Source organism: Paraburkholderia saeva (assembly GCF_907164555.1).
GTDB classification, from domain to species: domain Bacteria; phylum Pseudomonadota; class Gammaproteobacteria; order Burkholderiales; family Burkholderiaceae; genus Paraburkholderia; species Paraburkholderia saeva.
In genome coordinates this window covers 63,523-75,527 of record NZ_CAJQZC010000016.1, presented here as the reverse complement: position 1 = coordinate 75,527, position 12,005 = coordinate 63,523, and the positions used below count along the sequence as shown (strand labels likewise).

The following is a 12,005-nucleotide window of genomic DNA, read 5'->3' as shown; positions in this document are numbered from 1 at the left end:
CAGATCCGCGAGCGTCGCCATGAGTGATGTACGACACCAGTTAAGCCCACGCGACCGCGTCGAGTTGCTCTGCTGGCTTGCCTGCGGAAATCTCGGCGCGTGGTATCTCAACGAGGCGTGGCCCGAGCCGTCTTTCCAGGTCCAGGCGGCGCACAAGTGGCTCGACCGGCACATGCGTACCGCCGACTGGCTCAGCATCGCCCGACTGTCGGCACTCGCCGTCGATATTGCCCGGCAGCACGCATCTTTTGTCGACGCCGACTGGGCACGCGACGCCGTCGAGGAAATCCTCAATACCGACGACCTCGATTTCCAGTCCCGACTGGTCCGCAACGTGCTTGCCGACTGCCAGCGCGCGCTCGCAGACAAACGGATCGCGGATTAACCCGTTTTTACCGGACCGGATCATCTGTTGTCGAATTCCTGATGTCCCGTTCGTCGTGAAAGAAGGCGGTGACGGAGGCGAGCGGTACGATCCGCTGCCTCGCGCCCCCATTTCCTTAACCGACGAGGGGATCGCTCATGACTTCAACAGCGGATTCTGCAAGGACGTTAAAGCCAGCCGTGGATCTGGCGCAATCGACGCGCCGGTTTCCCGGCGAAAGCGCGCTTTACAGGAGAGCACGCAACGCGCTGCTCGCGGAAGAAATCGAGTTGCGACGCCATATCGAGCGCGTGGCCGCCCGGCGGCGCGCGCTGCCACCCGGTGGCGACGTGCCGGAGAATTATCGCTTCGAAGGCGAGTACGGACCCACGACGCTGCGCCAGATGTTCGGCGAGCACGACACGCTCGTCACCTACAACTGGATGTTCGGCCCGAAGCGGTCCCGGCCCTGCCCTATGTGCACGTCGTTGCTCACTGCGCTGGACGGAGAAATGGCCGACATCCTGCAACGCGTGGCGTTCGCTGTGATCGCCAGATCGCCGCTTGAGCGCCTCACCGCGTTTAAAAAGGAACGGGGCTGGCGGCATCTGCGTCTGTATTCGTCCGGCGGCAACACCTTCAATCGCGATTACGCCGACGAAGACCCCGAAGGCGACGACAATCCCGCGTTCAACGTATTTTTCCGTTCCGGCGACACCGTGCGCCACTTCTGGGGCGACGAAATGGGACCACTCACGGCCGACCCTGGCGACGATCCGCGCGGCGCGCCAGATCCCATGCCCCTGTGGACGATTCTCGACATGACGCCGGGAGGTCGTGGCGCCGACTGGTACCCGAAACTGGAATATGCCGTGAAATAAGGGCTTCTGCGAAGAGACGGGCGTATGCGTCCGCTCGGCGCAGCGCAGCCTGCGGCTACCCGCCGCGGGCCTTGACGCGCGTGCGGCCGGAAGGGGTCAGCGCTCCCGCAAAAAACAGGTCGAGCGCCTTGCTGAACGCTTCTTCGTGCGTCAGTTGCGTGCGCGCCAGCATCGCGGGATCGTGCAGGCCTCTCGCGACGAGCAGCCAGTACTCGATGAGAAAACCCGTATCGATATCCGCGCGCACCATGCCCTGCTCCACGCCCAGATCCAGTACCCGGGTGAGGCTCAACGGAATGTTGCGCACCTTGATCGCATCGATCTCGTCGTAGAGATGCGGCGCGCAGCGTTGCAGATCTGCAAGCACGTGGGAGCCGATTGAACCGATGTGCGCGGCGACGACACGCAGCACGCCATCGAGTTTTTCCACGAATCCACCCGGACGCTGGAGAATCTCGCCGACTTCTCGCAGCACGGTCGCGCCGGTCGCGGCGAGTATCGCCTTTACCATCGCGTCCTTCGACGAAAAGTGGACGTAGAGCGTTTTCTTGCTCATGCCGAGCGCGGCGACGAGTCCGTCCATCGTGAGTCCGCTGTAGCCGTCGCGCAGCAGGATTTCACGCGCGGCCGCCAGGATGCGTCCTGACGTATCTTCATCGAAATCGACGTGAGGCAGCGCGAACGCGGGCTGGCCTGCCGGCGCGTGCGCGGCGTCCGCTCGATTCTTCACACGTGGCGCTCGGGTTGTCATGCAGTGTGCGGCCTGTGGAGCGCGCGTAATCAAGGTCAGGGTCAGCGCCGGAAAGCGGATCGTCCCGCGCGGTGGCGCGCCGATAATCGATCAGCCGGCAGGCAAGAAACCATTTTCCCGATTTCGGTTTCCCCTTTCAAGACAATATTGAAGTTCCGCCAGAAACAGTCGAACGGCCGCACGCAGGCCTCACCGGCGCGCCCGGGGACGTGAACCTGCCTTGAAATAGGGCGCTGGCCGGGCTGCGTATAAAGCCCGTCCAGCAATGCGATGACGACCGGCTGGTTACATCGGCGGCGCAACGCCGTTCTTTTCGACGACCACACGCTGGGCGACGAACGTGCCCTGCGACGCAGGTGTCGCCACGACGAAGACCTTTTTACCCGGCATCAGATCGGTACGGGTTGCCGGCGTAAACGTAACCACGGGTACGTTGGCGGGCACGGTCACGACGTTTGTGCCGCCCTTGTACGAAAGCTTCAGATCGCGACCGCTTGTGCCTTCGACAACCGTGTCGACGTTCGCATTCGTCATCGAACTGTTGGGGCTCAGGTCCCACGCGTAGTGTCCTTCGCCTGTACCGCGCGCGGACTCGGGAAACACCACAACTTCGGTGGCGGTCAGCTTTCCATCTGTGCCGGTCGTTGCAGCGGTCCCCACATACGAGCCAGGCTTGATATCGGAGAGCTGCATCGCCTTCACGGCGTTGACGCCGACGTCGGGCTTGACATCAATCGAGACCGTATCGCCGCTGCGGCGATGAACTTTCATCACGTCGCCATCGACCGAGACGATTTCGCCGCGAATGCGCGAGGGTTTGACAGCCGGTGCCTGTGCAAATGCGGCGCCGGCAAAAGATAGCGTCACAAGCGTGACACCGAGTTTCATGCGGATAGACATGGACGTCTCCGAAAAATATGAAGGCGCGCGCCTGCCTGGCGTGCATGTCGCGTGCGATCGTCGGGCTACACGACGGGCAGTCCCATACATTCCGGTGCGTTGGCGCGCGGGAACGGTATCGGGAAGCGTCAACCCGATACACCTGCCTGGCAAACGTCGTGGCGTCGCGAATTATTCCGTCGCTTAAAAAATAACGTCGCGCTTACAGAAGCCTGACTGGCCGCGTTCACGTGCGGCGGCTCTCGTGCACCCCGTATGCGAGATGCTGGCCGCGACGCGACGAACGCACATCAGTGTGATGTGCACGCCCGCTCGATGACACCCTGCGTCGCCTCGCGAAGTCTGCGAGCACGTTCGACGGCTGGCGTCGTCTTCGCCCAGTGTGCCGTGGGCACCTCGATGCTGACGGGAAGGTGATCGGGCAGCGCACGCAGAATGCCCGCGAGATCGATGCCGCCCTCGCCCGGCACCATGCGTTCGCAGCGCGCCTGATACAGCAGCGTGTCGAGGTCCGCAGGACGTTTGGCGGGCGCGTCGCAGAACTGCAGATAGCCGAAGTATTCACGCGGCAACGCGCGCAGTTCATCCGTCGATGAAGCGGCGCGGTCGAAGTGAATCGGATCGACAATCAGACCCGCGTTGGGACGTGCCGCCGCTTTCAATATGCGCGCGCCCTGGGTGATGTTTTTTACGTCGGTCCACGGCATCGGTTCGATCGATGGCGCGAGGCCGAGCGGCAACGCAAGATCGCACAGTTGCGCGAAACGCTCGGCGGTGCGCGTTTCATCGGGATCGTTGCCCGCGACCAGCACGTAGCGCGCACCCAGTTCCGCTGCTGTGTCGAGCATCGGCTTGCAGGCCAGGACATCCGTATCGGGCCTCAGCCGGAGAATCTCCGCGTCGAGCACGCGTATGCCCGTGTCTTTCAGGCGTGCGAGCGTTTCGCGCCTGAGCGGTGTATCGCCGAGAATCGCGTGCCGCACCTCGTGGTCCGTTGCCGGTATCAGCCTCAGCCCAACGAAGTCGTAGCCGGCTGCGTAAGCGCATTCCACCATCGCAGGCGGGTTGAGTTCAAGCACGGTCAGCGCGGCCAGTGAAAGCGCGCGCGGCGCATGTCGAGTCATGTCGCCTCTCTCCAGTCGCATGACGGAACGCGCCGCTGCGATTACACCGGCGCAACACCGACATAGTTTTCCGCCATCGCAGTCGCCGCGACGCGCGACGTGGTGACGTATTCCAGTTCTGCAACCTGCAGACGCTGCTCGAACGGCGAAGCATCGTCGAGACGGTGCATCATGCGCGTCATCCAGTACGAGAAATGTTCGGCGCGCCAGATACGCTTTAACGCAGTCTCGCTATAGCTCGCGAGCAGGTCGTTGCGATCCTCGTCGTAGTATGCGCGCAGCGCGTCAGTCAACACCCGCACGTCGGCGACGGCGAGGTTCATGCCCTTCGCCCCGGTCGGCGGCACGATGTGCGCGGCGTCGCCCGCCAGAAAAAGCCGGCCGTACTGCATCGTTGTCGATACGAAGCTGCGCATGCCGACGATGTTCTTCTGGAAGATCTTTCCGTCCACCACTTTCCGGCCGTCATCCGAATCGACCCGGGCGTGCAGTTCGGCCCAGATACGGTCATCCGACCAGTTGTCGACCGAGTCCTTTGGATCGCACTGGAAGTACATCCGCTGCACGTTGGCCGAGCGCGTACTCACGAGTGCAAAGCCGCGTTCGTGGCGCGCGTAGATCAACTCATCCGAAGAAGGCTTGCCTTCGCACAGAATGCCGAACCAGCCGAACGGATAGACGCGTTCATAGTCCTGACGCAAGGCCTGCGGAATCGCCGCACGCGATACGCCCTGCGAGCCATCGCAACCGATCACGAAATCGCACTGCAGCTCGCACGGTTCGCCGTTGTGGCGATAGCGGATCGACGGGGTCGCGGTATCGAGATCGTGCAACGAGGTATCGGACACATTGAAGCGCAACTCGCCACCCGCTGCCACGCGCGCCGCGACGAGATCCTTGATGACTTCGTGCTGCGCGTAGACCGTGATCGAATGTCCGGTCAGCCCGGTAAGATCGATGCGCCGGTGTTTGCCTTCGAACGCGAGTTCGAAGCCGTGATGCAGCGCGCCTTCCGCCTGCATGCGCGCCCCCACGCCGGATTCGACGAGCAGGTCCATGGTGCCCTGTTCGAGCACGCCAGCGCGAATCGTCGATTCGATCTGCTCGCGGCTGCGTGTTTCGAACACAACCGACTCGATGCCGCGAAGATGAAGAAGATGGGAAAGAAGGAGGCCTGCTGGCCCGGCACCGATGATGCCAACCTGAGTGCGCATGTCTGTCTCCTGAATGGGTATTGATTTGCACCCAGTGTGACGAACGCAACCCGTATCGCGCAACGCGATATCAGGGATAAGCACTATCCGATTTTGAGATAGACGCCGATGTGATCAGGCTCTCGTCCTGCAAGGCGCTTGCTTGCGTGCGACTTCCCCCGTCATGTTGCGATTGACGCGATTGCGCCGCGGGCGTTGTAGCGACACGCCCGCAACACCATCGCCAGACTTATTGACCTGCGGCCTTTTGGGCGTTGACCTTGTTCTGCGCCTTCTGCAGATCGTCCGGATAGTTCGGGTCGCGCCGCGACGGGTTGTAGCCGGCATCCTCCAGCGCCTTCAGCTCCGCGCTCTTGTTCGCGCGCGCCTGCTGCTTCGCAGCCTTCTTTTCCGCCTTCGTCTGCGCGGCGGACGGAGCAGCCATCGTTGCGGCCGCATCGCTCGCGCTCTGGGCCATCGCCGGAGCGGCGAATCCGGAACCCAGTGCTGCCAGTACAAAGAGGAGCGTCACGCTTTTCGTGCAGGACATCGTCATGTTGGCCTCCGCGCCAGGAACAATCGTTCGATAAAGATGACACCGGGAAACCCTGCAGCAGGGACATCCCGGTTGGTGCCTTCCCCTGCCTTCCTGTTAGCGCTACGGAAGGCAATTGCAATGTACACGTGCAGCCGGAAATGCGCGCACAAGGTGCAACGTGGCGTCTCCCCATTTCGCCCGCCGCAGCCCGGGAGTCGTCATGCGATATCGACCACGATCTTGCCGCGCGCCGTACCGCCCGTGATGGCTTCGTAGGCACGTTCCGCCGAGGCCATGTCGAAGCGGCGCGGATCGAGTCGCGGCGTGAGTTTGCCTGCTTCCACGAGACGCGTGGCTTCGCGCAGCATCGCTCCGTGATGCGCGCGATTCTGGCCGCTCAGCAGCGGATACAACGTGAACACGCCCGAATAGCTCGCTTCACGGAATGAGAGCGGCGCGAGTGCATGCGTGCCCCAGCCGAGCGCGCTCACCACGTGCCCAAAATGCCTGACCGCTGCAAACGACGCATCGAGCGTCGCGCCGCCGACGTTATCGGCCACCACATCGAAACCCGCGCCCTGCGTGTGCGTCGCGACGTATTGCTCGACCGTCTGCTCGCGATAGTCGATCGGCGTGGCGCCGAGACGCGCCACCAGATCGAGGTCACGCGAACTCGCAGTCGCATAGACCTTCGCGCCGAGCGCCGCCGCGAGTTGCACGGAAACGTGCCCGACGCCGCCCGCGCCGCCCTGCACCAATACCGTCTGACCCGCCTGAACGCGCGCACGGTCGACGATGCCCGAATACGCGGTAATGAACACGAGCGGCAACGCGGCCGCTTCGCACATCGTCAGTGTGGCCGGTTTGAGCGCGAGCAGGTCGGCATCGACCGCCGCGTACTGCGCGAGCGATCCCTGGATGCCGCCCACGCCGCCCGTCATGCCGTACACCTCATCACCCGCCTTGAATGCGCTCACACCTTCGCCCACGGCTTCCACCGTGCCGGCCAGGTCGATGCCCAACACCAGCGGCAACGGATGTTTCGCGTGCGCGGCGCTGCCCGCACGGATTTTCGTGTCGAGCGGGTTCAGGCCGCTCGCCGCGATGCGCACGAGCACCTGGCCGCGCGCGGGTTCGGGGCGCGAAAGCGTCGTCATTTCGAGCGGACCGTTGTAACGATTGAGTACGAGCGCCTGCATGGACATGATGTTTTTTCCTGTTGAAGGACAAAGAAGATGTCTCCATACTCGTTCATGCCTTACCGCATGTAAATCAACGATTCTGCACGTCTGCCATACAGAAATGACTGGACCTTATCCGGAATGGAGTGACGTACGTATCTTCCTCGCGATTGCGCGAACCGGCACGCTCGGCGCCGCCGCGAGGCAGGTGGGGCAGACCCAGCCGACCATGGGCCGGCGGCTGCGCGCGCTCGAAACGACGCTCGGCCACATGCTGTTTCAGCGCACCCGCGACGGTTTCGTGCTGACCGACGAAGGCGCGGCCGTCCTCGCCTACGCCGAGCGCATGGAAGAAGAAGCACTCGGCTTCACGCGCGCACTGGCCGGCAGTGACGCCCGCCTGACGGGGCCGCTGCGGATCGCGTCGTCCGACTGGTTCGGGGTTCACGTGCTGACGCCCGTGTTCGCGCGGTTTCTGGCGCGGCACCCGGGCGTGTCGCTGGAGCTTGTGACGGACTCGCGTCCCTACAACCTTGCCCGGCGGGAAGCCGATCTCGCGTTTCGCATCACGCCGTTCGACGAACCCGACGTCGTCCAGCGCAAGCTGATGCACATGGACTACGCGTTATATGGGCGCGGCGATCTCGTGCCGCCCGCCGCCGGCGATGGCACAGGTCATGCGCTCATCAGCATGGACAGCGCGTTCGACGCGCTGCCCGACGTCGTGTGGATGAAACGCATGCTGCCGAACGCGACGATCGCGTTCGGCAGCAATAACCGGGGCGCGCAGGCGCGTATGTGCGCGGAAGGTGGCGGATTCGCCGTGCTGCCGTGCCCGCTCGGCGACACCACGCCGGGCCTCGCGCGTATCGATCTGGGCGAAGCGCCACCGGGGCGCGACGTGTGGTTCGGCTATCACCGCGATCTGCGCCGTGTGGCGCGGCTTCGCGCGCTCGTCGACATGACCGTCGGGAATCTCGCAAACGTTTAAGGCGCAGGTAGCGATAACACGGAGACGTCGTCGTGCGGCACGGCACGGCGCGGGCCCGTTCCTTGCACGCCTGACAGCGAGAATCCGTTCACCCGAAAAGGCACCGCGCCGCCATGCAGCACGCTACCGGCCATCCCGTCAGACACATCGCGCGCCATCCGCTTGCGTTCGTCTGGCAGACGCTCAAGGCTTTTCGCGCCAATCAGGGCATGCTGCTCGCGGGCGCCGTGGCGTACTACGCGCTGCTTTCCATCGTGCCGCTCTTCATTCTGATCGTGATCGCGCTCTCACACGTGTTCGAGCGCCAGATGTTGCTCGATACCGTAGCGCGTCTCCTCGAATGGCTGGTGCCGGGACAGGCGCACAACGTGGTCCGCGAGCTGTCGAATTTTCTTGTGCACCGCACGGTCGTCGGCTGGTTTCTCGTCGTCACGATGATTTTCTTCAGCTCGCTTGCCTTCACCGTGCTGGAAAATGCGATGTCGGTGATCTTCGTGCACCGGGTCGTCATCCGGCGACGGCATTTCCTCTGGTCGGCACTCCTGCCTTACAGCTATATCCTGTTCCTCGGTGTCGGACTCCTGATCGTCACGTTCGTCTCCAGCGGCCTGCAGGCGATGGGTGCCGACCATATCCAGATCGGCGGCGAGGCGGTTTCGCTGCAAGGCGTGTCGCGCGTGATCCTTTATCTGCTCGGCCTCGCGGGCGAGATTTTCGTGCTGACGTCGATCTATCTCGTGATGCCGGTCGGCCGGCCGACACTCAGGCACGCGCTCATTGGCGCGGTCACAGCGGCGCTGCTCTGGGAAATCACGCGGCGCGTCCTCGTCTGGTACTTCGCCACACTCTCGCAGGTGAGCGTCGTCTATGGTTCGCTGACGAGCGCGATCGTCGTGCTCTTCAGCCTCGAGATGCTGGCCACGCTGCTGCTGTTCGGCGCACAGGTGATCGCCGAATACGAGCGCTTCGGCGCACCCGTTTCGCCGCCCGAAGCAAAGCCGTTCCGGACATAGCAACATCGTCGCCCGACAAAGCTTGCATCAGATACAATCATCGACGTGCGCCACGTTCGGGCGACACCCAACCTACCGCCCACATCGGGAACAGTGTTGAGCACGAATCGATATGCAGGCAAAGGGAAGCGTTTCGCGGGGCGCATATATCGCCTGCGCGTAATCGGCCTTGGCATCGGCTTTTTCTGCGTTGCGTCTGTGTTTTACCTGCTGCACGCGAGCCCCTGGCTGTGGGCGCTCCTCGTCTTCCACGGTTTTGTCTGGCCGCATCTCGCGTATCGCGCGGCACTTGCCTGGCAAGTCCCATATCAAGGCGAACGCTGCAACCTGATGGTCGATTCCATGTTCGGCGGCTTGTGGGTCGTCGCGATGCGTTTCAATCTGCTGCCGTGCGTGCTGATTCTCGCGATGCTCAGCATGGACAACATCGCTGCCGGGGGCATGCGGCTTTTTCTGCGCGGCCTCGTCGCGCATCTCGCCGGTTTTGCAATCGGCGCAGCGACACTCGGCGTCACGTTCGAGATGCAATCGCAGATGCCGACACTCATCGCATGCATGCCGTTTCTCGTGCTGTATCCGCTTGCGCTCGGCTGGGCGACCTACCGTATGTCACAGAAGCTCGCGCTGCACGCGCGCGAATCGGAGCGCCTGAGCCGCACCGACGGGCTGACGGGTCTGTGGAATCGCCGCCACTGGGAAGACCTCCTCGCCGTCGAATTCGAACGCTGCCGCACGGATGGCGCGCCGTGCTGCCTGCTGCTGCTCGATCTCGATCACTTCAAGCGCGTCAACGACACTGAAGGCCACGCTGCCGGCGACGCCGCGCTGCGCAGCTTCGCGCACTTCCTGCAGATGACACTGCGGCCCGGCGACATCGTCGGACGCTATGGCGGCGAGGAATTCGCCGTGATCCTGCCGGGACTGAAGCTCGTCGATGCGCACCCGATGGTCGAGCTGCTGCTGCTCGACCTGCGCATGCGCACCGGCAACCCCGATCGCGCGCTGCGCTGCACGGCGAGCGCGGGCCTCACGTGTTACCGGCCCGACATGACCGACTTCACCGCGTGGATGATGGAAACCGACCGTTGCCTGTACGCCGCAAAAGCAAAAGGCCGCGACTGCGTGGTCATGGCGGGCGAACGCGGCACCTTCATGTCGAAGCCCGGCGCACAGGAATCCATGGCGCGCGCCGACAGCCGCCTGTCGTTGTAGGCGCGGTGACCGCGCGCCAGCGGGTCGATCCATCACTCCGGCGCTTCAGCCTTCGCCCGAAAGCCCGTTGTCAGCGAGGCGCTTCCGTATCTCCCCGACCGATTTCCGCCTTCAATCGTTGACCGCGGCTTCTGGCTTACCGTCTGTCCGTTTCCTATACTCCTGAGGCGATAAGGAATACCAACAAGACGGGGACCGGAATGCCGACGACAATGCGCAACGCAAGTCTGGCACTGGTGAGCGCTTTGGCGCTCGGCGCCAGTATTCATGTTCAGGCAGGCCCGGCATGTAGCGGGCTCAGTTGCGTATTCCGTGGGCAGCTTGTCGAACAGCACACCACGTTGCGCCTGAGCGCGCCAGCGTTTTCATCGCTCCTTGCCTCGAACGCGTCCGGTCAGCAGCTTGCGGCACTCGCGGGCACGCCCGTCTGTAACGTGGATATGGTCTACCTTCGCTATCTGACGGTTGGCGGCGCAGGTGAGCCCACCATCGCGAGCGCCGCGCTGATGATCCCTGGCGGCAGTCCGGCCTGTAGCGGACCGCGCCCGCTCATGATGTACGCGCACGGCACCACGGCGTATCGTAACTACAACATCGCCGACATCACGCAGACCGATCCCGGCAATGGCGACGGCGCGGGCGAAGGCCTCGCGATTGCCGCGATGTACGCGGCCCAGGGCTATATCGTCGTCGCGAGCAATTACGCGGGCTACGCAGGCTCGACGCTCTCCTATCACCCATACCTGAACGGCGACCAGCAGGCAGCCGACATGATCGACTCGCTGCGCGCGGCACGCACCGTGCTCGCGACGTCGGCGGCGGGCAGGACGACGCGCGAAAACGGCAAGGTCTTTCTGTCTGGCTACTCGCAGGGCGGCTACGTCGCGATGGCGACGCATCGCGCGATGCAGGCTGCGGGCATGCGCGTGACGGCGGCATCGACAGGTTCCGGTCCGTACGCGATGGCCGCCACCGCGGATGCGCTCATCGAAGGCGAAGTGAATCTCGGCTCCACGCTCTTCACGACGCTCGTCGTCACGAGCTACCAGCGCGCTTACGGCAACATCTATCGCAGGCCATCCGAGTTCTACGAGGCGAACTACGCGCCGGGCATCGAGAACCTGCTGCCGAATGTGAAGCCGCTCAACACGCTCTTCACGACGGGCAAATTGCCGCCTACGCACCTCTTCAGCAGCACGTCGCCCGCTTCACAGTTCGATGCGATGACGCCACCGCTGGCACCGCCGCTCGCGCCGCCTGTGCTGACTGGCCTCTTCGCCGCGGGGTTCGGGCCGGGCAACCTCGTGCGCAATGCGTATCGACTGCGCGTTCTGGAAGATGCCGCGATCCATCCTGATGGCGCGTTCCCGAACGCGACAACGGCAATGCTGCCTGCCGCATCGCCCGAAGAACCGTTGCGTCAGGCGTTCAAACGAAACGATCTGCGAAACTGGCAGCCGCACGTGCCGGTCCAGCTTTGCGGAGGCCAGGCGGATCCCACGGTGTTCTTCTTCAACGCGCGCATCGAGCAGGCTTACTGGTCGAACGCCAACGTGCCCGCGGCACTCGTGACGGTGCTTGATGTCGACTCGCCGATAGCCGGCCCGGGTGATGTCTACACGCCGATCAAGCAGGGTTTCGCGCTCGCGAAAGCAATCGTCGCCTCGCAGGCCGTGGCAGCCGGTGCGACCGATGGCGGCGCAACGGCCGTGCTTCAGGCGTATCACGGTTCGCTGGTCGCATCGTTCTGCACGGTCGCTGCCCGCGCATTCTTCGCGCAGTTCTGAACTGCCTTTAACGAGGAAGAGCCCGCTGCGTCGTGCACGTCTCCCGTCGATCTGAGGCATAGTCAGAGGT

Annotated in this window: 12 protein-coding genes; 7 read left to right on the top strand and 5 right to left on the bottom strand. The window is 63.6% G+C overall.

Annotated features, from left to right (window positions below; all coding sequences use genetic code 11):
* Nucleotides 1-19 precede the first annotated feature (19 nt).
* Together LPA36_RS27875 and LPA36_RS27870 are read left to right on the top strand one after the other, a co-directional pair.
* Nucleotides 20-385 carry a hypothetical protein gene (locus tag LPA36_RS27875; RefSeq protein WP_228883734.1) on the top strand — a complete coding sequence of 122 codons (366 nt, stop codon included), beginning with the start codon at nt 20-22 and terminating at the stop codon, nt 383-385.
* 137 nt (nt 386-522) lie between these two features.
* Nucleotides 523-1,245 carry a DUF899 family protein gene (locus LPA36_RS27870; RefSeq protein WP_228883733.1) on the top strand — a complete coding sequence of 241 codons (723 nt, stop codon included), beginning with the start codon at nt 523-525 and terminating at the stop codon, nt 1,243-1,245.
* Between the two features lie 55 nt (nt 1,246-1,300).
* Here the strand turns inward: LPA36_RS27870 and LPA36_RS27865 are convergent, their stop codons facing one another.
* The 4 genes from LPA36_RS27865 to LPA36_RS27850 all read right to left on the bottom strand — a co-directional run bounded on the left by LPA36_RS27865 (nt 1,301) and on the right by LPA36_RS27850 (nt 5,234).
* A complete protein-coding gene (locus LPA36_RS27865; RefSeq protein WP_228883732.1) occupies nt 1,301-1,975 on the bottom strand; it encodes a TetR/AcrR family transcriptional regulator in 675 nt (224 codons plus the stop codon).
* Nucleotides 1,976-2,281: 306 nt separating this feature from the next.
* On the bottom strand, nt 2,282-2,896 hold the full coding sequence (locus LPA36_RS27860) for a hypothetical protein (protein WP_228883731.1): 615 nt from the start codon (nt 2,894-2,896) through the stop codon (nt 2,282-2,284).
* Between the two features lie 290 nt (nt 2,897-3,186).
* Nucleotides 3,187-4,020 carry a sugar phosphate isomerase/epimerase family protein gene (locus LPA36_RS27855; protein WP_228883730.1) on the bottom strand — a complete coding sequence of 278 codons (834 nt, stop codon included), beginning with the start codon at nt 4,018-4,020 and terminating at the stop codon, nt 3,187-3,189.
* A gap of 41 nt (nt 4,021-4,061) precedes the next feature.
* Nucleotides 4,062-5,234, bottom strand: coding sequence for a 4-hydroxybenzoate 3-monooxygenase (locus LPA36_RS27850; RefSeq protein WP_228883729.1), 1,173 nt, complete (start codon nt 5,232-5,234; stop codon nt 4,062-4,064).
* A gap of 163 nt (nt 5,235-5,397) precedes the next feature.
* Between LPA36_RS27850 and LPA36_RS29640 the strand changes: the two genes are divergently transcribed.
* Nucleotides 5,398-6,027: a [protein-PII] uridylyltransferase family protein gene (locus LPA36_RS29640; RefSeq protein WP_407674353.1), complete on the top strand. Its 630-nt coding sequence runs from the start codon at nt 5,398-5,400 to the stop codon at nt 6,025-6,027.
* Here LPA36_RS29640 and LPA36_RS27840 read toward each other — a convergent pair.
* Nucleotides 5,970-6,956 (bottom strand): zinc-dependent alcohol dehydrogenase family protein, encoded by a 987-nt coding sequence (locus tag LPA36_RS27840; RefSeq protein ID WP_228883727.1) that lies wholly within the window; start codon nt 6,954-6,956, stop codon nt 5,970-5,972. The genes LPA36_RS29640 and LPA36_RS27840 overlap by 58 nt on opposite strands.
* Nucleotides 6,957-7,053: 97 nt before the next feature.
* Between LPA36_RS27840 and LPA36_RS27835 the strand changes: the two genes are divergently transcribed.
* The 4 genes from LPA36_RS27835 to LPA36_RS27820 all read left to right on the top strand — a co-directional run bounded on the left by LPA36_RS27835 (nt 7,054) and on the right by LPA36_RS27820 (nt 11,935).
* Nucleotides 7,054-7,923, top strand: a complete 870-nt coding sequence (locus LPA36_RS27835; protein ID WP_228883726.1) for a LysR family transcriptional regulator — start codon at nt 7,054-7,056, stop codon at nt 7,921-7,923.
* A 113-nt stretch (nt 7,924-8,036) separates the two neighbouring features.
* A complete protein-coding gene (locus tag LPA36_RS27830) occupies nt 8,037-8,936 on the top strand; it encodes a YihY/virulence factor BrkB family protein (RefSeq protein WP_228883725.1) in 900 nt (299 codons plus the stop codon).
* A 93-nt stretch (nt 8,937-9,029) separates the two neighbouring features.
* Complete coding sequence (locus LPA36_RS27825; protein ID WP_407674348.1) at nt 9,030-10,148, top strand: diguanylate cyclase; 1,119 nt, start codon at nt 9,030-9,032, stop codon at nt 10,146-10,148.
* Between the two features lie 200 nt (nt 10,149-10,348).
* Nucleotides 10,349-11,935, top strand: a complete 1,587-nt coding sequence (locus tag LPA36_RS27820) for an alpha/beta hydrolase family protein (RefSeq protein WP_228883723.1) — start codon at nt 10,349-10,351, stop codon at nt 11,933-11,935.
* Nucleotides 11,936-12,005: the final 70 nt, after the last annotated feature.